The organism is Pseudomonas sp. P42, assembly GCF_017973755.1.
Classification (GTDB): Bacteria; Pseudomonadota; Gammaproteobacteria; order Pseudomonadales; family Pseudomonadaceae; genus Aquipseudomonas; species Aquipseudomonas iridis.
In genome coordinates, this window is sequence record NZ_JACOPU010000004.1 from 416,165 (window position 1) to 441,761 (window position 25,597).

Below are 25,597 nucleotides of genomic sequence, written 5' to 3' on the forward strand. Positions count from 1 at the left end.
TACGCCGCACGGCGCTGCGCGCCTAATCCCCGGATGAACACCTTCGCTCGGCCTGCCGATGGGGCAAAAGATCAAAAGCCGAAGCAAGATCAAAAGCCAGATCAAGAGCCCCTCACCATAGCCCTCTCCCGGAGGGAGAGGGGACTGACCGGGGTGCTTGGGCGAACTACGCCGACGTGCGATACCGAGTCGAACTCAGGCTTTGAAAAACACACAAATCGGCCCCCCTCCCTCGGGAGAGGGCTGGGCGGGCGGCGTTCCGATGAGGGGCAAATCCACCACAAATCCAAAGCCGACCACGCTGTGCTCCTCACCATTCAACAGGATGAGCGTTAGCTCGGCTGCAGCTCTTGATCCACAGGCGACGTCGGCAGGCTTCGTTCCGGGATTGATCCGGGGGTGGGAGCGCAGCGACCGTTTGGCGAAGCCAAACACAGCGAGAGGAGGTGCAGCGCAGCAAACCGGAGACGCTGCGCCCGGATCGATCCCGGAGCGAAGGGACCCCGAGCCCCAGCGAGCGGGCCGCACGTAGGAGCAAGCGTTTTTTGCTTACTTTTTTTGGCGCTTGAAAAAAGTGAGTCGCCGTAAGGGTGAAACCGTAATAAGCCATCACAGCAGCAACGGATATACACCCAAAAACGCCTGACAACAAAAAGGCGCCCGAAGGCGCCTTTCGCTTACAACAGGCCGTCAGGCCATCTCAGCCGTAGTTTCGAAGTCAAAGGTCATCTCACCATCCTTGATGTCGATGTGAACCACGCCACCATGCTCGGCCAACTCGCCAAACAGAATCTCCTCCGCAAGCGGACGCTTGATCTTGTCCTGGATCAGACGCGCCATCGGACGCGCGCCCATTGCCGAGTCGTAACCACCGGCCGCCAGCCAACTGCGCGCCGCGTCGGTAACTTCCAACAGCACTCGCTTGTCTTCCAGCTGCGCCTGAAGCTCGGTAAGGAACTTGTCCACCACACTCTTGATGACCTCATGACTGAGGCGACCAAACTGGATAATGGTATCCAAACGGTTACGGAATTCCGGCGTGAAGCTCTTCTTGATCACTTCCATCGCATCAGACGAGTGATCCTGATGAGTGAAACCAATCGAAGCGCGCGCGGCCGTTTCGGCACCGGCGTTGGTGGTCATGATCACGATCACGTTGCGGAAATCCGCCTTGCGCCCGTTGTTATCGGTGAGCGTGCCATGATCCATCACCTGCAGCAGCAGGTTGAAGACTTCCGGGTGCGCCTTCTCGATTTCATCGAGCAGCAATACGCAATGCGGCTGCTTGGTAATCGCTTCGGTCAACAGACCGCCCTGATCAAAGCCGACATAGCCTGGAGGCGCACCGATCAGACGCGATACAGTGTGGCGCTCCATGTACTCGGACATGTCGAAGCGAACCAGTTCGATACCCAGCGCCTTGGCCAATTGCCGTGCGGCCTCGGTTTTACCGACACCGGTTGGCCCTGCGAACAGGAACGAACCGACTGGCTTGTCTGGCGACTTGAGGCCTGCACGGGAGAGCTTGATCGCAGTCGACAGCGAATCGATCGCCGCATCCTGACCAAATACCGTCAGCTTCAAATCGCGCTCGAGGTTACGCAGCAACTCCTTATCGGAACTGGTGACGTGCTTCGGCGGAATCCGTGCAATCTTCGCCACGATGTCTTCGACGTGCGGCACTTCGATACGCTTGGCGCGCTTCTCGACCGGTTGCAGGCGCTGGTAAGCGCCGGCTTCGTCAATGACGTCGATGGCTTTGTCCGGCATGTGCCGGTCGTTGATGTAGCGCGAAGCCAGTTCGGCAGCGGCGCGCAACGCCTCATCGCTGTACTCGATGTTGTGATGCGCCTCGAAACGCCCTTTCAGGCCGCGCAGGATACCGATGGTGTCTTCCACCGACGGCTCGACGACATCGACCTTCTGGAAGCGTCGTGCGAGCGCACGATCCTTCTCGAATATGCCGCGAAATTCCTGGAACGTAGTCGAACCGATGCAACGAATATCGCCAGACGATAGCAAAGGCTTGAGCAGGTTCGACGCATCCATCACGCCACCCGACGCCGCACCGGCACCAATAATGGTGTGGATTTCGTCGATGAACAGAATGGCTTGCGGACGTTTTTTCAGTTCATTGAGCAGCGCCTTGAAGCGCTTCTCGAAATCACCGCGATACTTGGTGCCTGCGAGCAGAGCACCGAGATCAAGGGAATAAACAACGCTGCCAGCCAGCAGGTCTGGCACCTGGTTATCGACAATACGCTTGGCCAGGCCTTCGGCAATCGCGGTTTTACCCACACCAGCCTCGCCTACCAGCAGCGGATTGTTCTTGCGCCGACGCGCGAGAATCTGTGCGACGCGCTCGACTTCCAGTTCGCGTCCGACCAACGGGTCGATACGCCCCTGACGCGCCAGTTCGTTGAGGTTGCTGGCATAAGCATCCAGAGGATTGCCTGAAGAAGAAGACTCACCGCCCTCGTCGTCCTGCATATCTTGTTCACCTTCAGAGTGATCGCCATGCCCCGGCACTTTGGAAATGCCGTGCGCGATGTAATTGACGACATCGATGCGCGCAACGCTCTGCTGTTTCAGCAGAAACACTGCCTGACTCTCTTGCTCACTGAAGATTGCAACCAGCACGTTGGCGCCAGTCACTTCGCGTTTGCCCGAGCTCTGCACGTGGAAAACAGCACGTTGCAGCACACGTTGAAAGCCCAGGGTTGGCTGGGTTTCGCGATCCTCGTCATGGACGGGGATCAATGGCGTGGTGGAGTCGATGAACTCCTGCAGATCGTGCTTGAGTTTGTCGAGGTTCGCGCCGCAGGCACGCAAAACGGTGGCGGCAGCCTCATTGTCCAATAGGGCCAGCAGCAGGTGTTCGACGGTCATGAATTCATGACGTTTCGAACGAGCCTCCTTGAAGGCAAGATTGAGGGTGACTTCGAGCTCGCGGTTTAACATAGCTTCACCTCATACCCAAGTGGTCGGCGATTAACCGTCCTTCTCGATTTCACAGAGTAGCGGATGCTGGCTTTCCCTGGCGTACTGGTTGACCTGCATGGCCTTTGTCTCGGCGATGTCGCGGGTAAACACTCCACATACTGCCCGCCCTTCTGTATGGACGGCCAGCATGACCTTGGTCGCCAGCTCGCGATTCAGGTTAAAAAACACCTCGAGCACTTCGACGACGAAATCCATCGGTGTGTAGTCATCGTTGAACAAAACCACCTTGTACATCGGCGGCGCCTGTAACGCAGGCTTTGCCTCCTGAACAGCAACGCCCGCCGAATCGTCGTCGCGCTCCTCCGGGTGATCCTTTTGGAGAGTCGGGCGATCCTGATTGAATGTTAGTCGAATCTGGCTGATTGCATGCATGGAAAGAAAGGTTCGTCAGTTGTGCAAATACAGTGGTGGGGGCGGTTGTCCACGTTTTCAACTCCGACTGCCCGGTCACCTTGACTATCGGGAAAACGGTGTTACAACCAATAGAGCCCACAGTGGGTAAAAAAGATCCGCGGAGTCAATTCTTTTAACGAATTAGATTGCGGATGACTTGGATGATACTCCAGCGATGGAGTCTGTTGCAGAGGGATTTGAGCATGGCTGTCGGCAAGGTGAAATGGTTCAACAATGCCAAAGGGTTCGGCTTCATAAATACTGACTCCCGCGAAGGTCGCGATGACGATGGCGAAGAAATTGATTTCTTCGCGCATTATTCTGCTATCGAGATGGAGGGTTACAAAACCCTTAAGGCAGGACAGCTGGTGAAATTCGACATCGTGCAGGGCCCCAAAGGTTTGCATGCTGTGAAGATTGAAGCCGACGACGCCAAAAAAGAAACGACCCCCGTCGTCGCCAGAGAACAAAAGGTCACCAGTTGACGCCCTGATACCTTCAGCCATAAAAAAACCGCCCTGCTCGATCATCTCGAGCGGGGCGGTTTTTGTTGCAGGGTGTTGCTGTTACATGTGCGAGATCAGCGCATCACCGAAGCCCGAAGACGAAACCAGCTTGGCGCCGTCCATCAGACGCTCGAAGTCATAGGTCACAGTCTTGGCACTGATGGCGCCGTTGGTGCCCTTGATGATCAGATCCGCCGCCTCGGTCCAGCCCATGTGCCGCAGCATCATTTCTGCCGAAAGAATCAACGAACCCGGGTTGACCTGATCCTTGCCGGCATACTTCGGTGCTGTACCGTGGGTGGCTTCGAACATCGCCACGGTGTCGGACAGGTTGGCGCCCGGCGCAATACCGATACCGCCCACTTCCGCCGCGAGGGCGTCGGAGAGGTAATCACCGTTGAGGTTCAGGGTCGCGATCACATCGTATTCGGCCGGGCGCAGCAGGATCTGCTGGAGCATGGCGTCGGCGATGGCGTCTTTGACCACAACGTTTTTGCCGGTTTTCGGGTTTTTGAACTGCATCCACGGACCGCCGTCGAGCAGCGTCGCACCGAACTCTTCAGCCGCCACCTCATAGGCCCACTCCTTGAAGGCACCTTCGGTGAACTTCATGATGTTGCCTTTGTGCACGATGGTCAGCGAATCGCGGTCGTTGTCGACCACGTATTGCAGTGCCTTGCGCGCCAGACGCTTGGTACCCTCCAGGGAAACCGGCTTGACGCCGATGCCGCAGTTTTCGTCGAAACGGATCTTGGTGACGCCCATTTCTTCTTTAAGGAATTTGATGACCTTGGTCGCTTCCGGCGAACCGGCCTTCCACTCGATACCGGCGTAGATGTCTTCGGAGTTCTCGCGAAAAATCGTCATGTCGACGTCGCCAGGCTTTTTCACCGGGCTAGGCACGCCTTCGAACCAGCGCACCGGGCGCAGGCAGACGTAGAGGTCGAGTTGCTGACGCAGGGCCACGTTCAGCGAGCGGATACCGCCACCGACCGGGGTGGTCAGCGGGCCTTTGATGGAAACCACGTAATCCTTGACTGCGTCCAGGGTTTCCTGAGGCAGCCAGGTGTCCTGATCGTAAACCTGAGTGGCTTTTTCCCCGGCGTAGACTTCCATCCAGGAAATCTTGCGCTTGCCGCCGTATGCCTTTTGAACTGCAGCATCGACAACCTTGATCATCACCGGACTGATGTCGACACCAATGCCGTCACCTTCGATGAAGGGGATGATCGGGTTATCAGGAACATTGAGAGAATGGTCTGCATTGACGGAGATTTTGTCGCCGACGGCTGGAACCTGAATCTTCTTGTAACCCATGCTGAACTCCATTGTTTGGATTGAACATCTGGCTTGGTTCGAGCGTAACCCAGTTAAATCAACACGCAAACCCTCTGTTCGCGGCGCAGGCACATCTGGTTTCGTACAAGCCTGAAAGCAAAGGGAAAAGCGCCAAACTCAAGCATTCGCGACGACTCTACGCCCCACCCTGCCCTGCGACCTTTAGACCAATGGACGAGAATCGTTGCATATGAACCATCGGCAGATTGCCAGCTACCTATGTATAATGCCGCCCGCTGACCAAAGGGTCACGACGGCTGGCCTCTCTAGAACGAGACTTTCCGCCTGATTGGTCGGGTTGTTACCGCGGCCCGACTGCTTGACGCTCTACTGATGCACCCAACATCACCGCGAAGAATCTCGACATTCGGCTCATGGATGACTTTGAACGAACGCGCTTACCCGGCGCCCCTCGAGTTTCTGCGCACGCTTTAGCAAAGAAGAGAGAGTTAATCCGAATATGCCCACCCGCTCGAAGATCATCTATACCTTCACCGACGAAGCCCCAGCCCTCGCCACCTATTCCCTGCTGCCGATCATCGAGGCTTACACTGCCTCGGCCGATATCGCCGTGGAAACCCGCGATATCTCTCTTGCAGCGCGCATCCTGGCCAGCTTCCCCGAGCAACTGGGTGACAAAGCCGTAGCCGACCACCTCGCCGAACTGGGCGACCTGGCCGTTACGCCTGAAGCCAATATCATCAAGCTGCCGAACATCAGTGCTTCGGTTCCACAGCTGCAAGCCGCGATCAAAGAGCTGCAAGCTCAGGGTTACAACCTGCCGGACTACCCGGAAACCGTGACCAGCGACGCCGACAAAGACGCCAAGGCGCGTTACGACAAGATCAAGGGCAGCGCCGTGAACCCGGTTCTGCGCGAAGGCAACTCTGATCGTCGTGCACCGCTGTCGGTCAAGAACTATGCGCGCAAGCACCCGCACAAAATGGGCGCCTGGGCCAAAGACTCCAAATCCCACGTCGCTCACATGAGCACCGGCGATTTCTACGGCAGCGAAAAAGCTGCCCTGATCGACGCCGCTGACGCTGTGAAAATCGAGCTGATCGCCAAAGACGGTACCGCTACCGTCCTGAAAGAAAAAACCACCGTTCAGGCTGGCGAGATTCTCGACTGCGCCGTGATGAGCAAAAACGCCCTGCGTGCGTTCATCGCTGCTGAAATCGAAAGCGCCAAGGCTCAAGGCGTGCTGCTGTCGGTGCACCTGAAAGCGACCATGATGAAGGTCTCTGACCCGATCATGTTCGGCCAGATCGTTGCCGAGTTCTATAAAGACGCACTGACCAAGCACGCTGACGTGCTGGCCCAGATCGGCTTCAACCTGAACAACGGCATCGGTGATCTGTACGCTCGCATCAAAGCCCTGCCGGCCGAGCAACAAGCGCAGATCGAAGCCGACATGGCGGCGGTCTACGCTGCTCGTCCGTCGCTGGCGATGGTCAACTCCGACAAAGGCATCACCAACCTGCACGTGCCGAGCGACGTTATCGTCGACGCCTCGATGCCAGCGATGATCCGTGACTCCGGCAAGATGTGGGGCACTGACGGTCAGTTGCACGACACCAAGGCTGTGATCCCGGATCGCTGCTACGCGACCATCTACCAGGCCGTGATCGAAGATTGCAAAGCCAATGGTGCTTTCGATCCGACCACCATGGGCAGCGTGCCAAACGTTGGCCTGATGGCTAAAAAAGCCGAAGAATACGGTTCCCACGACAAGACCTTCCAGATCAAGGCTGACGGCGTGGTTCGCGTGACCGACAGCAAAGGCACCCTGCTGATGGAACAGGCTGTTGAAGCCGGCGACATCTTCCGCATGTGCCAGACCAAAGACGCGCCGATCCAGGATTGGGTCAAACTGGCCGTCAACCGTGCTCGCGCCAGCAGCACTCCCGCTATTTTCTGGCTGGACCCAATGCGCGCTCACGATGGCGTAGTGATCGAGAAAGTTCAGGCTTACCTGAAGGATCACGACACCGCAGGTCTGGACATCCAGATCATGGCGCCAGTCGATGCCATGAAGTACACCCTGCAGCGCACCCGCGAAGGCAAGGACACCATTTCGGTGACCGGCAACGTCCTGCGCGACTACCTGACCGACTTGTTCCCGATCATGGAACTGGGCACCAGCGCCAAGATGCTGTCGATCGTGCCGCTGATGAACGGCGGTGGCCTGTTCGAAACCGGCGCCGGCGGCTCGGCTCCAAAGCACGTGCAGCAACTGGTTGAAGAAAACTTCCTGCGCTGGGATTCGCTGGGTGAGTTCCTTGCCCTGGCAGCCTCGCTTGAGCATTTGGGTGTGAACTACAACAACCCGAAAGCACTGGTGCTGTCCAAGACCCTGGATCAGGCCACTGGCCAGTTCCTCGACAACAACAAGTCGCCATCGCGCAAAGTCGGCAACATCGACAACCGCGGCAGCCACTTCTATCTGGCGATGTACTGGGCTCAGGCTCTGGCAGCCCAGACCGAAGACGCTGCACTGCAAGCGCAGTTCGCGACTCTGGCCAAGACTCTGACCGAGAACGAAGCAACCATCGTTGCCGAGCTCAACGCCGTTCAGGGCAAGCCAGTCGACATCGGCGGTTACTACCACGCCAATGCCGAGCTGATCAGCAAGGCCATGCGCCCAAGCGCAACCCTCAACGCGGCGATTGCTGCGCTGGTTTAAGGTTGTAGCGCTGTAAACAAACCCCGGCCTTGTGCCGGGGTTTGTGTTTCCGGGTTTTATGATCACCATAAACCCCTGTGGGAGCTGGCTTGCCAGCGGTGACGGCTTATCATCCAACATGAAGGGTGACTGACCCACCGCTATCGCCGGCATGCCAGCTCCCTCAGGGACTGGGCTTCAACCAATAGATTGAGGAAGATTTATGGAATGGCTCCCCCACATCACCGTCGCCACCATCGTCGAGGACAACGGTCGCTTTCTGATGGTTGAAGAGCACAAGGCCGGCCGCAACGTGCTCAACCAGCCCGCCGGTCATCTCGACCCTGACGAAACCCTGATCGATGCCGCCATTCGTGAAACCCTCGAAGAAACCGGCTGGGACGTCGAACCCACCGGCGTGGTCGGCATTTATCTGTACACCGCACCCAGCAACGGCGTGACCTACCAACGCATCTGCTTCGTCGCCAAAGCACTGAAACATCACCCGGATTATCAGCTCGACGACGGCATTGTCGGCGCCAAGTGGCTGACCCGCGACGAATTAATCGAGCAGCGCGAGCATTGGCGCAGCGAGCTGATCATCCGTTGCATCGATGATTATCTGGCCGGCCATCACTTCGGCCTCGAATTGATCCGCCCTTCTCTTTAGCCTTGAGGCCGCGAGCCTGATAGAATCGCGTCCTTTTTAAAGACACTCATTGAATCCCTATGCGTGATCCAGCCCCTTCTGACACATCCAAGAAGCGCGTCATTGTCGGCATGTCCGGCGGCGTGGACTCTTCCGTTTCCGCTCTCCTGCTGATCGAGCAGGGTTACGCGGTGGAAGGCCTGTTCATGAAGAACTGGGAAGAAGACGACGGAACGGAATACTGCACCGCCATGGACGACCTGGCGGATGCCCAGGCTGTCTGCGACAAGATCGGCATCAAGCTGCACACCGCCAACTTCGCTGCCGAGTACTGGGACAACGTGTTCGAGCACTTCCTGGCCGAATACAAAGCCGGGCGCACGCCGAATCCGGACATCCTGTGCAACCGCGAGATCAAGTTCAAGGCGTTCCTCGACTACGCCATGATGCTCGGTGCCGACCTGATCGCCACCGGCCACTACGTGCGCCGCCGCGACATCGATGGCCGCACCGAGCTGCTCAAAGGCCTCGATGCCAACAAGGATCAAAGCTACTTCCTGCACGCCGTCGGCGGCGAACAGATCGCCAAGACCCTGTTCCCGGTCGGCGAACTGGAAAAACCTGAAGTCCGCGCAATTGCCGAGAAATACGAACTGGCGACCGCCAAGAAGAAGGATTCCACCGGAATCTGCTTCATCGGCGAACGGCGCTTCAGCGACTTCCTCAAGCAGTACCTGCCGGCACAGCCGGGCGAGATCAAGACTACCGAAGGCGAAGTCATCGGCCGCCACCACGGCTTGATGTACCACACTATCGGTCAGCGTCAGGGCCTGGGCATCGGCGGTCTGAAAGATGCCGGCGATGAGCCGTGGTACGTGCTGCGCAAGGATCTGGACACCAACGAGCTGATCGTCGGCCAGGGCAACAACCATCCGTGGTTGTTCTCCGGCGCCCTGCTCGCCTCGGAAATCTACTGGGTCAACCCGGTCGACCTGAGCCAGCCACGTCGCCTGACTGCCAAAGTGCGTTATCGCCAGAGCGATCAGGCCTGCACGCTGGAGCAGACTGCAACCGGCTACCGCGCCGTGTTCGATGAGCCGCAACGCGCGGTAACACCGGGCCAATCCGTGGTGTTCTATGACGGTGAAATCTGCCTCGGCGGCGGCGTGATCGAAGTCGCCGAGCCATGGAGTGGTCAGGCATGAGCCCGACTCAGGAGCAACTGACGGCGCTGGGCGGTGTATTTCTCGCCGCCGTGCTGGTCGACCGGATCGCCAAAAGCGGGCAGACCAGCGAAGCCGGCCTGACCTGCATGCTCGGCAGTCTGTTGGTACGCGACCCGAAAGACACGCTGGACGTATACGGCGGCGACGACCTCAATCTGCGCGAAGGCTATCGCGCACTGATCGGCGCCCTTGAACGCGATCCGAGCACGTTGCAGCGCGAACCGTTGCGCTATGCCCTGTCGATGCTCGGCCTTGAGCGCCAACTGGCCAAGCGCGACGACATGCTCGATGCGATCGGCAAGCGTCTGCCGCAGATCCAGTCGCAGGTCGAGCATTTCGGCCCGGCGCACGAAAACGTCATTGCCGCCTGCGGCGCGCTGTATCAGGACACCCTGAGCACGCTGCGCCAACGCATTCAGGTGCACGGCGACATGCGCAACCTGCAACAGCCGAGCAATGCCTCGAAAATTCGTGCCCTGCTGCTCGCCGGGATTCGCTCGGCGCGCCTGTGGCGTCAGCTCGGCGGCCATCGCTGGCAGCTGGTGATCAGCCGGCGCAAGCTGCTCAAAGAGCTGTATCCGCTGATGCGCAGCGAGTAAATCGTCTGCAACAAACGCTTTGAAGTCTGTAACGCGTAATACGCCGGTCAGTTGGCAACGGACCGGCGGATTTTTTCATGTATGATACGCGCCCCATTTCGTTGCCCGACTGTCCGAGAACACCCCATGCAGCTTTCTTCGCTCACTGCGGTTTCCCCTGTTGACGGCCGCTACGCCGGCAAAACCCAGGCCCTGCGCCCGATTTTCAGCGAGTACGGTCTGATCCGTGCCCGTGTTCTGGTTGAAGTGCGCTGGCTCCAGCGCCTGGCCGCCCACGCTGGTATCCCTGAAGTGCCAGCGTTCTCCGCCGAGGCCAACGCCGTTCTCAATGAACTGGCTGAAAACTTCTCGCTGGAGCACGCCGAGCGCGTCAAAGAGATCGAGCGCACCACCAACCACGACGTCAAGGCGATCGAATACCTGCTCAAAGAGCAAGCCGCCAAACTGCCCGAGTTGGCCGCCGTCAGCGAATTCATCCACTTTGCCTGCACCAGCGAGGACATCAACAACCTGTCCCACGCCCTGATGCTGCGCGAAGGCCGTGACGATGTAATGCTGCCGCTGATGCGTCAGACCTGCGACGCCATCCGCGAGCTGGCAATCCGTTTCGCCGACGTGCCGATGCTGTCGCGCACCCACGGCCAACCAGCCTCCCCGACCACTCTGGGTAAAGAGCTGGCGAACGTGGTTTACCGCCTCGAGCGTCAAATCGCTCAAGTCGCTGCCGTTCCGCTGCTGGGCAAGATCAATGGCGCTGTCGGCAACTACAACGCTCACCTGTCGGCTTACCCGCAGATCGACTGGGAAGCCAACGCCCGCGCCTTCATCGAAGACGAGCTGGGTCTGGGTTTCAACCCGTACACCACGCAGATCGAACCGCACGACTACATCGCCGAGCTGTTCGACGCCATTGCGCGCTTCAACACTATTCTGATCGACTTCGACCGTGACATTTGGGGCTACATCTCCCTGGGTTACTTCAAGCAGCGCACCATCGCTGGCGAAATCGGTTCGTCGACCATGCCGCACAAGGTCAACCCGATCGACTTCGAAAACTCCGAAGGCAACCTGGGCATCGCCAACGCGCTGTTCCAGCACCTGGCGAGCAAACTGCCGATCTCCCGCTGGCAGCGCGACCTGACCGACTCCACCGTACTGCGTAACCTCGGTGTCGGCTTCGCCCACAGCGTGATCGCGTACGAAGCCAGCCTCAAAGGCATCAGCAAGCTTGAGCTGAATGCACAGAAGATCGCCGCTGATCTGGACGCTTGCTGGGAAGTTCTGGCTGAGCCAATCCAGACCGTGATGCGTCGCTACAACATCGAAAACCCGTACGAGAAGCTGAAAGAACTGACCCGCGGCAAGGGCATCAGCCCTGAAGCGTTGCAGACTTTCATCGACGGCCTGGACATGCCAGCCGAAGCGAAAGCCGAGCTGAAACTGCTGACCCCGGCCAACTACATCGGTAACGCTGTAGCGCAAGCCAAACGCATCTGATTGACCGCTTGACCCGTTTGAGACGCCCGGCCGCGCCGGGCGTTTTTATTCCCGTCTGAAAAGTGCTTTTTTTCAATAGGTTACATATGAATTCCGATATTCCTCTTCAACTTCTGGGCGGCCTCACGGCGCGCGAATTCCTGCGCGACTACTGGCAAAAAAAGCCACTGCTGATCCGTCAGGCGATTCCTGACTTCGAAAGCCCGATCGACGCCGACGAACTGGCCGGCCTGGCTCTGGAAGAAGAAGTTGAATCGCGCCTGGTGATCGAGCACGGCGAGCGCCCATGGGAACTGCGTCGCGGTCCGTTCGCTGAAGACGAATTCAGCAAATTGCCGGAAAAAGAGTGGACCCTGCTCGTTCAGGCAGTCGACCAGTTCGTGCCGGAAGTCAGCGAGCTGCTGGAAAGCTTCCGCTTTCTGCCGAGCTGGCGCGTCGACGACGTGATGATCAGTTACGCCGCACCAGGTGGCAGCGTTGGTCCGCACTTCGACAACTACGACGTGTTCCTGCTGCAAGGTCACGGCAAGCGCAACTGGAAAATCGGCCAGATGTGCGATTCCGAGAGCCCGCTGCTGCAACACGCAGACCTGCGCATCCTCGCTGAATTCGAACAGACTGAAGAGTGGGTTCTGGAACCGGGCGACATGCTTTACCTGCCGCCGCGCCTGGCCCACTGCGGCGTCGCCTTGGATAACTGCATGACCTACTCGGTCGGCTTCCGCGCACCAAGCGCATCCGAAGTGCTGACCCACTTCACCGATTTCCTCAGCCAGTTCCTGACTGACGAAGAGCGCTACACCGATGCCGACGCGCAGCCAGCGGTCGATCCGCATCAGATTCAACACGATGCACTGGATCGCCTGAAGAGCCTGCTCGCCGAGCACATGAGCGACGAGCGCCTGTTGCTGACCTGGTTCGGCCAGTACATGACCGAGCCGCGCTACCCGGAACTGGTCGTCGGCCCGGAAGAAGTCGAAGAAGAAGACTTCCTCAGCGCCCTGCAGGATGGCGCCGTATTGATCCGCAACCCAAGCGCACGTCTGGCGTGGTCAGAAGTCGATGACGATCTGCTGCTGTTCGCCAGCGGCCAGAGCCGTTACCTGCCGGGCAAACTGCGTGAGCTGCTGAAACTGATCTGCGCCGCTGATGCGTTGCATGTCGACAACCTCGGTGAGTGGCTGAACGACGAAGACGGTCGTGGCCTGCTGTGCGAGCTGGTCAAGCAAGGGAGCCTGGGGTTCGCCGATGAATAAGATTCGCGTACGTGTCGCAGATTGGCAAAAGGACATCGCCGAGATCCGCCGCATTCGTGAGACGGTATTTATCGCTGAGCAATCGGTGCCACCTGAGCTGGAGTGGGACGCGGATGACGCAAGCGCGGTGCATTTTCTGGCCTTTGAAGGCGACTTTCCGATCGGCACTGCGCGCCTGCTGCCCGACGGGCACATCGGCCGGGTGTCGGTGCTCAAAGACTGGCGCGGCATGAAGGTCGGTGATGCGCTGATGCAAGCGGTCATCGCTGAAGCTGAAGCGCGCGGTCTGAAGCAGCAGATGCTCAGCGCTCAGGTGCAGGCTACGGCGTTTTATGAGCGCCTGGGTTTCAGCCTGGTCAGTGAAGAGTTCCTGGAAGCAGGGATTCCGCACGTCGATATGGTTCGCCATTCGGCTTAAAACCGAGGCGCAGCCTTCGCGAGCAGGCTCGCTCCCACAGGGAACTTCAGTGGACACAGATTTGTGTCAAACAGAAAACCACTGTGGGAGCGAGCATTAGCTCGCGAAGAGGCCATGAAGCACACTGTAAAACGCCCCGACATCCCACGATGCCGGGGCGTTTTGCTGTCTACGATTCAACTTGCCCCACCCCAGGCCGACAAACTGGCAATATCAAGCCTTTCGAAAGCGGAGATAACGGACATGTCCCTACGCACCCTGCTCACCACCCTGCTGCTCGGCTGCAGTTTTTCGGTGATGGCAGCCACAGAAGTCGTCCCCCTCAAGTTCCGCACCAGCGCCGACATGCTGCCGATGGCGCAAGACTTCATCGGCAAGGACGGCCAGGTCAGCGCCTATGGCAACCAGTTGATCGTCAAAGCCGAGCCGGACAAGATCGAGGAACTCAAGGCGCTGATCACTCAGCTCGACACGGCACCAAAACGTCTGCTGATCACCGTCGACACCAATGAAAACAACGGCCGTGGCGATGAAGGTTATTCGGTCGATGGTGCGCAGACCCGCATCATCAGCCGCAGCACCTCCAGCCGTGACGGCGGCGTCCAGCAAGTCCAGGCCACCGACGGCATGCCGGCGCTGATCCAGGTCGGCCAGAGCGTGCCGATCACCAGCAGCCAGAGCAACTCCTACGGCGATTACAGCAGCCAGACCGAGTACCGTAACGTTACCCAGGGTTTCTACGTCACCGCCAGCGTCACCGGCGACATCGTTCACCTGGCAATCACGACCAATCGCGACCGTATGAGCCAGGAACGTCCCGATGTAGTGAACGTGCAAAGTACCGACACAACCGTCAGCGGACGTCTCGGCGAGTGGATCACTCTGGCCGGTGTGAATCGCCAGACTCAGGCCGACAAACAGGGTCTGGCCCGCAGCTACTCGACTCAAGGCCGGGATGACATGACCTTGAAGGTGAAAGTCGAAGCCTTGGACTAAACCACCGAAAACTGACTGATTAGTCGTATTAGACGAAAGATGTAGTGCTTGAAAAAAAGCACTACAAAACGTTTGACGAGGCAAAAAAGCGAAGGCATGATGGCCTCGCTCCCGCTAATCAGAGGCCCTGGCAAGGGTCTTCGAAGCGATGTTCGCATCTACCCCGCGAACCGCTTCGTGTCTGTACCGCCCACAAGGTGTGTTTGACGAGGTTGCCGACTGGAACGAAGTTGTCCCGAGGGACGGAAGCGTATTTAGGTAACCCGGCTTCACGCTGTAGTTCGTACAAAGGCCCACGACGCCCGAATACGCCCGCAGTCCGCCCTTACCTGCTCACTTCCCCTCGAGCCCATCGTTCATCCCGTCGCCTACCCCGCCGAATCCGACTTGACCGCCTAAGCTTCTGGTCAGCGAGCGCAGGAATTTTCCACCGCAGAACAACTTTTCATAAAAGACGCGACGAGGTTTATCTCCATGGCACTGACACGCGAACAGCAAATTGCAGCCCTCGAAAAAGACTGGGCTGAAAACCCGCGCTGGAAAGGCGTGACCCGCGCTTACTCCGCTGCTGACGTCGTCCGCCTGCGTGGCTCGGTTCAACCTGAGCACACTTTTGCAAAACTCGGCGCCGAGAAGCTGTGGAACCTGGTCACCCAGGGTGCCAAGCCGTCCTTCCGTCCAGACAAAGATTTCGTCAACTGCATGGGCGCCCTGACCGGCGGCCAGGCTGTTCAGCAGGTCAAGGCCGGTATCCAGGCCATTTACCTGTCCGGCTGGCAAGTCGCTGCGGACAACAACTCCGCAGAATCGATGTACCCGGACCAGTCGCTGTACCCGGTGGACTCGGTTCCAACCGTGGTCAAGCGCATCAACAACTCGTTCCGTCGTGCTGACCAGATCCAGTGGAAAGCCGGCAAAGGCCCGGGCGACGAAGGCTACATCGACTACTTCGCGCCGATCGTGGCTGACGCCGAAGCCGGTTTCGGCGGCGTGCTGAACGCTTACGAGCTGATGAAGAGCATGATCGAAGCAGGCGCCGCCGGCGTTCACTTCGAAGACCAACTGGCTTCCGTGAAAAAATGCGGCCACATGGGCGGCAAAGTACTGGTTCCTACCCAGGAAGCCGTACAGAAGCTGACCGCTGCACGTCTGGCTGCTGACGTTGCCGGTACACCGACCATCATTCTGGCGCGTACCGATGCGAACGCTGCTGACCTGCTGACTTCCGATTGCGACCCGTACGACCAGCCGTTCGTGACTGGCGAGCGTACTCAGGAAGGTTTCTACAAGGTTCGTGCCGGTCTGGACCAGGCAATCGCCCGTGGCCTGGCTTACGCGCCGTACGCTGACCTGATCTGGTGCGAAACCGCCAAGCCGGATCTGGACGAAGCCCGTCGCTTTGCTGAAGCGATCAAAAAGGAATACCCGGACCAACTGCTGTCGTACAACTGCTCGCCTTCCTTCAACTGGAAGAAAAACCTGGACGACGCGACCATCGCCAAGTTCCAGCGCGAACTGTCCGCCATGGGCTACAAGCACCAGTTCATCACCCTGGCCGGCATTCACAACATGTGGCACAGCATGTTCAACCTGGCGCACGACTACGCCCGCAACGACATGACTGCCTACGTGAAGCTGCAAGAGCAGGAATTCGCTGACGCCTCCAAGGGTTACACCTTCGTGGCGCACCAGCAGGAAGTGGGCACCGGCTACTTCGACGACATGACCACCGTGATTCAAGGTGGCACGTCTTCGGTAACCGCACTGACCGGTTCGACCGAAGAAGAACAGTTCCACTGATTGACTTCACTGAGTAAACGGCCGTTGCGCAACGATTAAAAGCTAACCGCAGCGCTGCACATCTGACGCCCCGACTGGTTCGGGGCGTTTTTTTTCGCCTGCGATTCCTCAAACGCCACAGACCTCTTGTGGGAGCGAGCCAGCTCGCTTCCACAGGTGTCGTCTTCAGCCTGCAAGACAAAACATTGATCCAGATCGGCATCCACGCCAGGAAAATCAGCTAAAACGGACGCCGCCGCTACTTGCAGTAATGGGTATATAAGACAACTTCCCAACGACTGCGCCGCTAAATAGTTACAAAACCATCCCAAACGATATTAATTATCATTCAGTCACAACTATGTTCGTTACATCCACGACAAAACATTATTCATTGAAACCCGGCTAATGCCCGCAACGCATGGGCCTCAGGGCATTCGAGGTGCGCTATGTCCTTATTCCAATAAATAATTTCGCTATAGGAATTTTACTTGCTGGGTGTTTAGCCATAAAATCAGCGCGATTGATTGCTGCGACATATCGTCACTGCCTATTTCTTTATCAAGCTCAGAGACCTTTGCTCTCTGTTAAGGATTACCAGCATGCCCGAAGCGACAGGACTCATGGCCCACAACTGGGGCTTTGCCATTTTCCTTTTGGGTGTCGTCGGCCTGTGTGCCTTCATGCTTGGTGTCTCCAGCCTCCTCGGGTCAAAAGCCTGGGGCCGCAGCAAAAACGAGCCGTTCGAGTCGGGCATGCTACCTACCGGTGGCGCCCGCTTGCGGCTCTCAGCCAAATTCTATCTGGTCGCGATGCTCTTCGTGATCTTCGATATCGAAGCCCTCTTTCTCTTTGCATGGTCTGTGTCCGTCCGCGAAAGCGGCTGGACCGGATTCGTCGAAGCTCTCGTTTTCATAGCAATTCTGTTGGCAGGTCTTGTCTACCTGTTCCGAGTGGGCGCCCTTGACTGGGCTCCGGAAGCTCGTCGCAAGCGGCAGGCGAAGCTGAAACAATGAGGCTTTGGCAATGCAATACAATCTCACCAGGATCGACCCCGATGCTCCTAACGATCAGTACCCGATCGGCGAACGGGAAACCGTTTCCGATCCGTTAGAGGATCAAGTTCACAAAAACATTTTCATGGGCAAGCTCGAAGACGTGCTGAGTGGCGCGGTCAACTGGGGACGTAAAAACTCCCTGTGGCCGTACAACTTCGGCCTGTCGTGCTGCTACGTGGAAATGACCACCGCCTTCACGGCACCCCACGACATCGCGCGCTTTGGCGCCGAAGTTATCCGGGCATCGCCGCGTCAGGCCGACTTCATGGTTATCGCCGGTACCTGCTTCATCAAGATGGCGCCGATCATTCAGCGTCTCTATGAGCAAATGCTCGAACCGAAATGGGTTATCTCCATGGGTTCGTGCGCCAACTCCGGCGGCATGTACGACATCTACTCTGTAGTTCAAGGGGTGGACAAGTTCCTGCCGGTGGACGTCTACGTACCTGGCTGCCCGCCCCGTCCAGAAGCATTTCTGCAAGGCTTGATGCTGTTGCAGGAATCGATTGGCAAGGAGCGTCGCCCGCTTTCCTGGGTCGTTGGTGATCAAGGCGTTTATCGCGCCGACATGCCTTCGCAGAAGGAACAGCGCCGCGAACAGCGAATCGCAGTGACCAACCTGCGCAGCCCTGACGAAGTCTGATCCAGATCTGTTCTTACCAAGAAACGAGAAGCTGGCTTCATTCTTTACGTTGACCGAAAGCGAAAAAATAACCATGACTACAGGCAGCGCTCTGTACATCCCGCCTTATAAGGCAGACGACCAGGATGTGGTCGTTGAATTGAACAACCGTTTTGGCCCAGAGGCGTTCACCGCCCAGCCAACCCGCACCGGCATGCCGGTGCTGTGGGTGGCGCGTGCCAGACTCGTCGAAGTCCTGACTTTCCTGCGCAACCTGCCCAAGCCGTACGTCATGCTCTATGACCTGCACGGCGTGGACGAGCGTCTGCGCACCAAGCGTCAAGGTCTGCCATCGGACGCCGAGTTCACCGTGTTCTATCACCTCATGTCGCTTGAGCGTAATAGTGACGTGATGATCAAGGTCGCCTTGTCCGAGAGCGACCTGAGCTTGCCGACCGTCACCAGCATCTGGCCGAACGCCAACTGGTACGAGCGTGAAGTCTGGGACATGTACGGCATCGACTTCAAAGGCCACCCCCACCTGTCGCGCATCATGATGCCGCCGACCTGGGAAGGTCACCCGCTGCGCAAGGACTTCCCGGCGCGCGCCACCGAATTCGATCCGTACAGCCTCAACCTCGCCAAGCAACAGCTTGAGGAAGAAGCCGCACGCTTCCGTCCTGAAGACTGGGGCATGAAGCGTTCCGGCGTGAACGAGGACTACATGTTCCTCAACCTGGGCCCGAACCACCCTTCGGCTCACGGTGCCTTCCGTATCATTCTGCAGCTGGACGGTGAAGAAATCGTCGACTGCGTTCCGGACATCGGTTACCACCACCGTGGCGCCGAGAAGATGGCCGAGCGTCAGTCCTGGCACAGCTTCATCCCTTACACCGACCGTATCGACTACCTCGGCGGCGTGATGAACAACCTGCCGTACGTGCTCTCGGTCGAGAAGCTGGCCGGCATCAAGGTGCCCGAGAAGGTCGACGTCATCCGCATCATGATGGCCGAGTTCTTCCGGATCACCAGCCACCTGCTGTTCCTGGGTACTTACATCCAGGACGTTGGCGCGATGACGCCGGTGTTCTTCACCTTCACCGACCGCCAGAAGGCGTACACGGTGATCGAAGCCATTACCGGTTTCCGTCTGCACCCGGCCTGGTATCGCATCGGTGGCGTTGCCCACGACCTGCCGCGCGGTTGGGAAAAACTGGTGAAAGACTTCGTTGAATGGCTGCCAAAACGCCTCGACGAATACACCAAGGCTGCCCTGCAGAACAGCATCCTCAAGGGTCGTACCATCGGCGTTGCCGCCTACAACACCAAAGAGGCCCTGGAATGGGGTGTCACTGGTGCGGGTCTGCGTTCGACCGGTTGCGATTTCGACCTGCGTAAAGCGCGTCCGTACTCGGGCTACGAGAACTTCGAGTTCGAAGTGCCGCTGGCCGCCAACGGCGATGCCTACGACCGCTGCATGGTGCGCGTTGAAGAAATGCGCCAGAGCATCAAGATCATCGACCAGTGCATGCGCAACATGCCGGAAGGCCCGTACAAGGCGGATCACCCGCTGACCACGCCGCCGCCCAAAGAGCGCACGCTGCAGCACATCGAAACCTTGATCACGCACTTCCTGCAAGTTTCGTGGGGCCCGGTCATGCCGGCCAACGAATCCTTCCAGATGATCGAAGCGACCAAGGGCATCAACAGTTATTACCTGACGAGCGACGGCGGCACCATGAGCTACCGTACCCGGATCCGTACTCCAAGCTTCCCGCATCTGCAACAGATCCCTTCGGTGATCAAAGGCAGCATGGTCGCGGACTTGATTGCGTACCTGGGTAGTATCGACTTCGTTATGGCCGACGTGGACCGCTAAGCATGAACAGCACGCTTATCCAGACAGACCGTTTCACCTTGAGTGAAACCGAGCGCTCGGCCATCGAGCACGAGCTGCATCACTACGAAGACCCGCGCGCGGCGTCGATCGAGGCCCTGAAGATCGTTCAGAAAGAACGTGGCTGGGTGCCGGATGGCGCCCTGTACGCCATCGGCGAGATGCTCGGCATCCCGGCCAGCGACGTTGAAGGTGTGGCGACGTTCTATAGCCAGATCTTCCGTCAGCCTGTCGGCCGTCACATCATTCGCGTCTGCGACAGCATGGTCTGCTACATCGGCGGCCACGAGTCGGTGGTCAGCGAAATCCAGAACAATCTGGGCATCGGCCTGGGTCAGACCACCACCGACGGTCGTTTCACCCTGCTGCCTGTCTGCTGCCTCGGCAACTGCGACAAGGCACCGGCGCTGATGATCGACGACGACACCTTTGGTGATGTGCAGCCTGCCGGCGTCGCCAAACTGCTCGAGGGCTACGTATGACCCTGACATCTTTCGGTCCTGCCAACCGCATTCAGCGGTCGGCCGAAACTCACCCCCTGACCTGGCGTCTGCGTGACGACGGCGAAGCCGTGTGGCTCGACGAGTACCAGGCCAAGAACGGGTACGCCGCAGCGCGCAAAGCCTTCGCCGACATGAGCCAGGACGACATCGTCCAGACCGTGAAAGACGCAGGCCTCAAAGGTCGCGGCGGTGCAGGCTTCCCCACGGGCGTCAAGTGGGGCCTGATGCCCAAGGACGAATCCATCAACATCCGCTACCTGCTGTGCAACGCGGACGAAATGGAGCCGAACACCTGGAAAGACCGCATGCTGATGGAGCAACTGCCCCATCTGCTGATCGAAGGCATGCTGATCAGCGCGCGCGCGCTGAAAACCTACCGTGGCTACATCTTCCTGCGTGGCGAGTACACCACCGCCGCCAAGCACCTCAACCGTGCCGTGGAAGAAGCCAAGGCGGCTGGCCTGCTGGGCAAGAACATTCTGGGCAGCGGGTTTGATTTCGAGCTGTTCGTCCACACGGGCGCCGGGCGTTACATCTGCGGTGAAGAAACCGCACTGATCAACTCCCTCGAAGGCCGCCGCGCCAACCCGCGCTCCAAGCCGCCCTTCCCTGCCGCCGTCGGCGTCTGGGGCAAGCCGACTTGCGTGAACAACGTGGAAACCCTGTGCAACGTGCCGGCAATCATTGCCGACGGCGTTGACTGGTACAAATCGTTGGCCCGCGAAGGCTCTGAAGACATGGGTACCAAGCTCATGGGCTTCTCCGGCAAGGTCAAGAATCCGGGTCTGTGGGAATTGCCATTCGGCGTCACCGGTCGCGAGTTGTTCGAAGACTACGCGGGCGGCATGCGCGACGGTTTCAAACTCAAGGCCTGGCAGCCAGGCGGGGCCGGTACCGGTTTCCTCCTGCCAGAACACCTCGACGCACAAATGTACGCCGGCGGCATTGCCAAAGTAGGCACCCGTATGGGTACCGGTCTGGCCATGGCGGTGGATGACAGCGTCAACATGGTCTCGCTGCTGCGCAACATGGAGCAGTTCTTCGCCCGCGAATCCTGCGGTTTCTGCACCCCGTGCCGCGATGGTTTGCCATGGAGCGTCAAGCTCTTGATGGCCATCGAACAGGGCAAGGGTCAGCCAGGCGACATCGAGACCCTGCTGGGTCTGGTCGGTTTCCTCGGCCCGGGCAAAACCTTCTGTGCTCACGCACCGGGTGCCGTGGAGCCGTTGGGCAGTGCCATCAAATACTTCCGTCCAGAGTTCGAAGCCGGTATCGCGCCTGCAAGCGCCGTCCCGCCTCTGGCAAGGCCGATCGTAATCGGCGCGTAAACGCTTAAAAGGCGAAGGGTCCGTGCCCTTCGCCTTTCGTCCGATGACGCCTTTCGGGGCTGACTGGATTCGGACGGATAACAAGATTCCATTAGCCACGCCCGCTGACACCGGGCCAACGAAGACCTTTGAACCATGGCCACTATCCACGTAGACGGCAAAGCGCTCGAAGTCGACGGGGCAGACAACCTGTTACAGGCATGTCTGTCGCTGGGCCTCGACATTCCATATTTCTGCTGGCACCCCGCGCTAGGTAGCGTCGGGGCCTGCCGCCAGTGCGCGGTCAAGCAGTACACCGACGAGAACGACACCCGTGGTCGCATCGTCATGTCCTGCATGACGCCCGCCACCGACAACACCTGGATCTCCATCGACGATGATGAGTCCAAGGCATTCCGCGCCAGTGTTGTCGAATGGCTGATGACCAACCACCCGCACGACTGCCCAGTCTGTGAGGAAGGCGGTCACTGCCACCTGCAAGACATGACAGTGATGACCGGCCACAACGAGCGCCGTTATCGCTTCACCAAACGTACTCACCAGAATCAGCAACTGGGCCCGTTCATTTCCCACGAAATGAACCGCTGCATCGCTTGCTACCGCTGCGTGCGTTTCTATAAAGACTACGCTGGCGGCACCGACCTCGGTGTGTTCGGTGCCCACGACAACGTGTACTTCGGTCGCGTCGAAGATGGCACCCTCGAAAGCGAGTTCTCCGGCAACCTCACCGAGGTCTGCCCGACCGGTGTGTTCACCGACAAGACTCACTCCGAGCGCTACAACCGCAAGTGGGACATGCAGTTCTCGCCGAGCATCTGCCATGGCTGCTCGAGCGGTTGCAACATCTCCCCGGGCGAGCGTTACGGCGAACTGCGTCGCATCGAAAACCGTTTCAACGGTTCGGTGAACCAATACTTCCTGTGCGACCGTGGCCGTTTCGGTTATGGCTACGTCAACCGCACCGACCGTCCACGCCAGCCGCTGCTGGCCGACGGCACCAAGCTGAGCCTCGACGCTGCGCTGGATAAAGCCGCCGATCTGCTGCGCGGTCGCAACATTGTCGGTATCGGTTCGCCGCGTGCCAGCCTCGAAAGCAACTACGCGTTGCGTGAACTGGTAGGCGCCGAACATTTTTACTCGGGTATCGAAGCGTCCGAACTGGAACGCATCCGTCTGGTTCTGCAAGTGCTCAATGACAGCCCGCTGCCAGTACCGAACATGCGTGACATCGAAGACCACGACGCCATCTTCGTGCTCGGTGAAGACCTGACCCAGACCGCCGCCCGTATGGCGTTGTCGCTGCGTCAGTCGGTCAAGGGCAAAGCCGAAGAAATGGCCGACGCCATGCGCGTCCAGCCATGGCTCGATGCCGCGGTGAAGAACATCGGTCAGCACACGCTGAACCCGCTGTTCATTGCCAGCCTGGCTGAAACCAAGCTCGACGACATCGCCGAAGAATGCGTTCACGCAGCTCCGGACGATCTGGCGCGCATCGGTTTTGCTGTGGCTCACGCGCTGGACGCCAGCGCACCGGCTGTGGAAGGCCTGGATGCTGAAGCACTGGAACTGGCCAAGCGCATCGCTGATGCCCTGCTCGCCGCCAAGCGTCCGCTGATCATCGCCGGTACTTCGCTGGGTTCCAAAGCGCTGATCGAGGCTGCTGCCAATATCGCGAAAGCCCTGAAGCTGCGCGAGAAGAACGGTTCCATCAGCCTGATCGTGCCGGAAGCCAACAGCCTCGGTCTGGCCATGCTGGGTGGCGAATCGGTTGATGCTGCGCTGCAAGCAGTGATTGATGGCAAGGCCGACGCTATCGTCGTGCTGGAAAACGATCTCTACACCCGCACCGCCAAAGACAAGGTCGATGCAGCCCTGAACGCCGCGAAAGTGGTGATCGTCGCTGACCATCAGAAAACCGCTACCAGTGATCGCGCGCATCTGGTTCTGCCAGCCGCGAGCTTTGCTGAAGGCGACGGTACGCTGGTCAGCCAGGAAGGTCGCGCCCAGCGTTTCTTCCAGGTTTTCGATCCGCAATACCTGGACGCGAGCATTCTGGTGCACGAAGGCTGGCGCTGGCTGCACGCCCTGCGCGCCACCCTGCTGAATCAGCCAATCGACTGGACGCAACTCGACCACGTGACCGCTGCCGTTGCTTCGAGCACCGCGCAACTGGCGCGTATTGTCGACGCTGCACCGTCCGCGGCGTTCCGTATCAAGGGTCTGAAACTGGCGCGTGAGCCGCTGCGTTACTCCGGTCGCACCGCGATGCGCGCCGACATCAGCGTTCACGAACCACGCACCCCGCAAGACAAAGACACCGCGTTCGCCTTCTCCATGGAAGGTTACTCGGGCTCTGCCGAACCGCGTCAGCAAGTGCCGTTTGCCTGGTCGCCGGGCTGGAACTCGCCGCAAGCCTGGAACAAGTTCCAGGACGAAGTCGGTGGTCACCTGCGCGCTGGCGATCCGGGCACCCGCCTGATCGAAAGCACTGGTGATTCGCTGAACTGGTTCGCTGCAGCGCCGCGTGCGTTCAACCCGATGCCGGGTACCTGGCAAGCCGTGCCGTTCTTCCACCTGTTCGGCAGCGAAGAAACCTCTTCGAAAGCCGCTCCGGTTCAGGAACGCATTCCGGCGGCTTACGTTGCACTGGCCAAGTCCGAAGCGGATCGCCTGGGCGTCAACGAAGGTGCGCTGCTGAGCCTGAACGTGGCCGGTCAGACCCTGCGTCTGCCGCTGCGCATCAATGAAGAACTGGGCGCAGGTCTGGTGGCATTGCCTGCGGGCATCGCCGGCATTCCACCGGCATTCGCCGGCGTATCCGTCGACGGTCTGCAGGAGGCAGCGCAATGACCTGGTTCACCCCTGAAGTGATCGATGTGATCCTGACGGTCGTCAAAGCCATCGTGATTCTGCTGGCCGTTGTGGTCGCGGGCGCGTTGCTCAGCTTTGTCGAACGTCGCCTGCTGGGCTGGTGGCAGGACCGTTACGGTCCGAACCGCGTTGGTCCGTTTGGTATGTTCCAGATCGCCGCCGACATGTTGAAGATGTTCTTCAAGGAAGACTGGACGCCACCGTTTGCCGACAAGGTGATTTTCACCCTGGCACCGGTTGTGGCCATGTCGGCCTTGCTGATTGCGTTCGCGATCATCCCGATCACCCCGACCTGGGGTGTCGCGGACCTGAACATCGGCCTGCTGTTCTTCTTCGCCATGGCCGGTCTGTCGGTCTACGCGGTGCTGTTCGCCGGCTGGTCGAGTAACAACAAGTTCGCCCTGCTGGGTGCCTTGCGTGCCTCGGCGCAGACCGTGTCCTACGAAGTGTTCATGGGCCTGGCCCTGATGGGCATCGTGGTGCAGGTCGGTTCGTTCAACATGCGCGACATCGTCGAGTACCAGGCGCAGAACCTGTGGTTCATCATTCCGCAGTTCTTCGGCTTCTGTACCTTCTTCATCGCTGGCGTCGCCGTGACTCACCGTCACCCGTTCGACCAGCCGGAAGCGGAACAGGAACTGGCTGACGGTTACCACATTGAATACGCCGGCATGAAATGGGGCATGTTCTTCGTTGGCGAATACATCGGCATCATCTTGATCTCGGCGCTGCTGGTCACTCTGTTCTTCGGTGGCTGGCACGGTCCGTTCGGCATCCTGCCGCAACTGTCGTTCCTGTGGTTCGCCCTGAAGACCGCGTTCTTCATCATGCTGTTCATCCTGCTGCGCGCCTCTATCCCGCGTCCGCGTTATGACCAGGTGATGGACTTCAGCTGGAAGTTCTGCCTGCCACTGACCCTGATCAATTTGCTGGTGACCGCTGCGGTTGTGTTGTTGAACACGCCCGCGGTTGCGGTTCAGTGAGGATTTGACC

At 58.9% G+C, this 25,597-nt stretch carries 20 protein-coding genes; 17 read left to right on the top strand and 3 right to left on the bottom strand.

What is annotated here, in order from left to right:
- Positions 1 to 690: 690 nt before the first annotated feature.
- Both clpA and clpS read right to left on the bottom strand, forming a co-directional pair.
- Complete coding sequence (clpA, locus tag H8B20_RS15130; RefSeq protein ID WP_047301913.1) at positions 691 to 2,961, bottom strand: ATP-dependent Clp protease ATP-binding subunit ClpA; 2,271 nt, start codon at positions 2,959 to 2,961, stop codon at positions 691 to 693.
- Between the two features lie 30 nt (positions 2,962 to 2,991).
- Positions 2,992 to 3,375 carry an ATP-dependent Clp protease adapter ClpS gene (clpS, locus tag H8B20_RS15135; protein WP_042559854.1) on the bottom strand — a complete coding sequence of 128 codons (384 nt, stop codon included), beginning with the start codon at positions 3,373 to 3,375 and terminating at the stop codon, positions 2,992 to 2,994.
- 224 nt (positions 3,376 to 3,599) lie between these two features.
- On the opposite strand from clpS, the gene H8B20_RS15140 reads away from it, so the two are divergent.
- A complete protein-coding gene (locus H8B20_RS15140; RefSeq protein ID WP_210623725.1) occupies positions 3,600 to 3,881 on the top strand; it encodes a cold shock domain-containing protein in 282 nt (93 codons plus the stop codon).
- Positions 3,882 to 3,962: 81 nt separating this feature from the next.
- Here the strand turns inward: H8B20_RS15140 and icd are convergent, their stop codons facing one another.
- The gene (gene icd / locus H8B20_RS15145) at positions 3,963 to 5,219 is read right to left on the bottom strand and encodes an NADP-dependent isocitrate dehydrogenase (RefSeq protein WP_042559856.1); all 1,257 of its coding nucleotides are present in this window, start codon (positions 5,217 to 5,219) and stop codon (positions 3,963 to 3,965) included.
- 481 nt (positions 5,220 to 5,700) lie between these two features.
- Between icd and H8B20_RS15150 the strand changes: the two genes are divergently transcribed.
- From H8B20_RS15150 to nuoH, 16 genes are all read left to right on the top strand, one after another.
- Positions 5,701 to 7,926, top strand: a complete 2,226-nt coding sequence (locus H8B20_RS15150; RefSeq protein WP_042559857.1) for an NADP-dependent isocitrate dehydrogenase — start codon at positions 5,701 to 5,703, stop codon at positions 7,924 to 7,926.
- A 202-nt stretch (positions 7,927 to 8,128) separates the two neighbouring features.
- Positions 8,129 to 8,575: an NUDIX hydrolase gene (locus tag H8B20_RS15155; RefSeq protein ID WP_042559858.1), complete on the top strand. Its 447-nt coding sequence runs from the start codon at positions 8,129 to 8,131 to the stop codon at positions 8,573 to 8,575.
- A 59-nt stretch (positions 8,576 to 8,634) separates the two neighbouring features.
- Positions 8,635 to 9,759 carry a tRNA 2-thiouridine(34) synthase MnmA gene (gene mnmA, locus H8B20_RS15160; RefSeq protein ID WP_150604178.1) on the top strand — a complete coding sequence of 375 codons (1,125 nt, stop codon included), beginning with the start codon at positions 8,635 to 8,637 and terminating at the stop codon, positions 9,757 to 9,759.
- On the top strand, positions 9,756 to 10,379 hold the full coding sequence (hflD, locus tag H8B20_RS15165) for a high frequency lysogenization protein HflD (protein ID WP_042559860.1): 624 nt from the start codon (positions 9,756 to 9,758) through the stop codon (positions 10,377 to 10,379). Before mnmA ends, hflD begins: the two co-directional genes overlap by 4 nt.
- 126 nt (positions 10,380 to 10,505) lie before the next feature.
- Positions 10,506 to 11,876, top strand: a complete 1,371-nt coding sequence (gene purB / locus H8B20_RS15170; protein ID WP_042559861.1) for an adenylosuccinate lyase — start codon at positions 10,506 to 10,508, stop codon at positions 11,874 to 11,876.
- A gap of 86 nt (positions 11,877 to 11,962) precedes the next feature.
- Complete coding sequence (locus H8B20_RS15175) at positions 11,963 to 13,132, top strand: ribosomal protein uL16 3-hydroxylase (protein ID WP_210623726.1); 1,170 nt, start codon at positions 11,963 to 11,965, stop codon at positions 13,130 to 13,132.
- Positions 13,125 to 13,550: a GNAT family N-acetyltransferase gene (locus H8B20_RS15180; RefSeq protein ID WP_042559863.1), complete on the top strand. Its 426-nt coding sequence runs from the start codon at positions 13,125 to 13,127 to the stop codon at positions 13,548 to 13,550. Before H8B20_RS15175 ends, H8B20_RS15180 begins: the two co-directional genes overlap by 8 nt.
- 243 nt (positions 13,551 to 13,793) lie before the next feature.
- Complete coding sequence (locus H8B20_RS15185) at positions 13,794 to 14,546, top strand: secretin N-terminal domain-containing protein (RefSeq protein WP_210623727.1); 753 nt, start codon at positions 13,794 to 13,796, stop codon at positions 14,544 to 14,546.
- 474 nt (positions 14,547 to 15,020) lie between these two features.
- Positions 15,021 to 16,346 (top strand): isocitrate lyase, encoded by a 1,326-nt coding sequence (gene aceA, locus H8B20_RS15190; protein ID WP_010458877.1) that lies wholly within the window; start codon positions 15,021 to 15,023, stop codon positions 16,344 to 16,346.
- 581 nt (positions 16,347 to 16,927) lie between these two features.
- Complete coding sequence (locus tag H8B20_RS15195; protein ID WP_003223812.1) at positions 16,928 to 17,341, top strand: NADH-quinone oxidoreductase subunit A; 414 nt, start codon at positions 16,928 to 16,930, stop codon at positions 17,339 to 17,341.
- Positions 17,342 to 17,351: 10 nt separating this feature from the next.
- A complete protein-coding gene (locus H8B20_RS15200) occupies positions 17,352 to 18,026 on the top strand; it encodes a NuoB/complex I 20 kDa subunit family protein (protein WP_042559865.1) in 675 nt (224 codons plus the stop codon).
- Between the two features lie 73 nt (positions 18,027 to 18,099).
- Positions 18,100 to 19,884 (top strand): NADH-quinone oxidoreductase subunit C/D, encoded by a 1,785-nt coding sequence (nuoC, locus tag H8B20_RS15205; protein ID WP_047302093.1) that lies wholly within the window; start codon positions 18,100 to 18,102, stop codon positions 19,882 to 19,884.
- Between the two features lie 2 nt (positions 19,885 to 19,886).
- Positions 19,887 to 20,384, top strand: coding sequence for an NADH-quinone oxidoreductase subunit NuoE (nuoE, locus tag H8B20_RS15210; RefSeq protein WP_042559867.1), 498 nt, complete (start codon positions 19,887 to 19,889; stop codon positions 20,382 to 20,384).
- Positions 20,381 to 21,733: an NADH-quinone oxidoreductase subunit NuoF gene (nuoF, locus tag H8B20_RS15215; RefSeq protein ID WP_210623728.1), complete on the top strand. Its 1,353-nt coding sequence runs from the start codon at positions 20,381 to 20,383 to the stop codon at positions 21,731 to 21,733. Before nuoE ends, nuoF begins: the two co-directional genes overlap by 4 nt.
- Positions 21,734 to 21,868: 135 nt before the next feature.
- Positions 21,869 to 24,583, top strand: coding sequence for an NADH-quinone oxidoreductase subunit NuoG (gene nuoG, locus H8B20_RS15220; RefSeq protein WP_210623729.1), 2,715 nt, complete (start codon positions 21,869 to 21,871; stop codon positions 24,581 to 24,583).
- Positions 24,580 to 25,587 carry an NADH-quinone oxidoreductase subunit NuoH gene (gene nuoH / locus H8B20_RS15225; RefSeq protein ID WP_042559870.1) on the top strand — a complete coding sequence of 336 codons (1,008 nt, stop codon included), beginning with the start codon at positions 24,580 to 24,582 and terminating at the stop codon, positions 25,585 to 25,587. The genes nuoG and nuoH overlap by 4 nt, the downstream gene beginning before the upstream one ends.
- The last annotated feature ends 10 nt before the right edge of the window (positions 25,588 to 25,597 follow it).

What these genes read in the sequence shown, in the direction of transcription:
- clpA (WP_047301913.1), bottom strand. Translation starts at nt 2,961, where the DNA reads ATGTTAAACCGCGAGCTCGAAGTCACCCTCAATCTTGCCTTCAAGGAG.
- clpS (WP_042559854.1), bottom strand. Translation starts at nt 3,375, where the DNA reads ATGCATGCAATCAGCCAGATTCGACTAACATTCAATCAGGATCGCCCG.
- H8B20_RS15140 (WP_210623725.1), top strand. Translation starts at nt 3,600, where the DNA reads ATGGCTGTCGGCAAGGTGAAATGGTTCAACAATGCCAAAGGGTTCGGC.
- icd (WP_042559856.1), bottom strand. Translation starts at nt 5,219, where the DNA reads ATGGGTTACAAGAAGATTCAGGTTCCAGCCGTCGGCGACAAAATCTCC.
- H8B20_RS15150 (WP_042559857.1), top strand. Translation starts at nt 5,701, where the DNA reads ATGCCCACCCGCTCGAAGATCATCTATACCTTCACCGACGAAGCCCCA.
- H8B20_RS15155 (WP_042559858.1), top strand. Translation starts at nt 8,129, where the DNA reads ATGGAATGGCTCCCCCACATCACCGTCGCCACCATCGTCGAGGACAAC.
- mnmA (WP_150604178.1), top strand. Translation starts at nt 8,635, where the DNA reads ATGCGTGATCCAGCCCCTTCTGACACATCCAAGAAGCGCGTCATTGTC.
- hflD (WP_042559860.1), top strand. Translation starts at nt 9,756, where the DNA reads ATGAGCCCGACTCAGGAGCAACTGACGGCGCTGGGCGGTGTATTTCTC.
- purB (WP_042559861.1), top strand. Translation starts at nt 10,506, where the DNA reads ATGCAGCTTTCTTCGCTCACTGCGGTTTCCCCTGTTGACGGCCGCTAC.
- H8B20_RS15175 (WP_210623726.1), top strand. Translation starts at nt 11,963, where the DNA reads ATGAATTCCGATATTCCTCTTCAACTTCTGGGCGGCCTCACGGCGCGC.
- H8B20_RS15180 (WP_042559863.1), top strand. Translation starts at nt 13,125, where the DNA reads ATGAATAAGATTCGCGTACGTGTCGCAGATTGGCAAAAGGACATCGCC.
- H8B20_RS15185 (WP_210623727.1), top strand. Translation starts at nt 13,794, where the DNA reads ATGTCCCTACGCACCCTGCTCACCACCCTGCTGCTCGGCTGCAGTTTT.
- aceA (WP_010458877.1), top strand. Translation starts at nt 15,021, where the DNA reads ATGGCACTGACACGCGAACAGCAAATTGCAGCCCTCGAAAAAGACTGG.
- H8B20_RS15195 (WP_003223812.1), top strand. Translation starts at nt 16,928, where the DNA reads ATGCCCGAAGCGACAGGACTCATGGCCCACAACTGGGGCTTTGCCATT.
- H8B20_RS15200 (WP_042559865.1), top strand. Translation starts at nt 17,352, where the DNA reads ATGCAATACAATCTCACCAGGATCGACCCCGATGCTCCTAACGATCAG.
- nuoC (WP_047302093.1), top strand. Translation starts at nt 18,100, where the DNA reads ATGACTACAGGCAGCGCTCTGTACATCCCGCCTTATAAGGCAGACGAC.
- nuoE (WP_042559867.1), top strand. Translation starts at nt 19,887, where the DNA reads ATGAACAGCACGCTTATCCAGACAGACCGTTTCACCTTGAGTGAAACC.
- nuoF (WP_210623728.1), top strand. Translation starts at nt 20,381, where the DNA reads ATGACCCTGACATCTTTCGGTCCTGCCAACCGCATTCAGCGGTCGGCC.
- nuoG (WP_210623729.1), top strand. Translation starts at nt 21,869, where the DNA reads ATGGCCACTATCCACGTAGACGGCAAAGCGCTCGAAGTCGACGGGGCA.
- nuoH (WP_042559870.1), top strand. Translation starts at nt 24,580, where the DNA reads ATGACCTGGTTCACCCCTGAAGTGATCGATGTGATCCTGACGGTCGTC.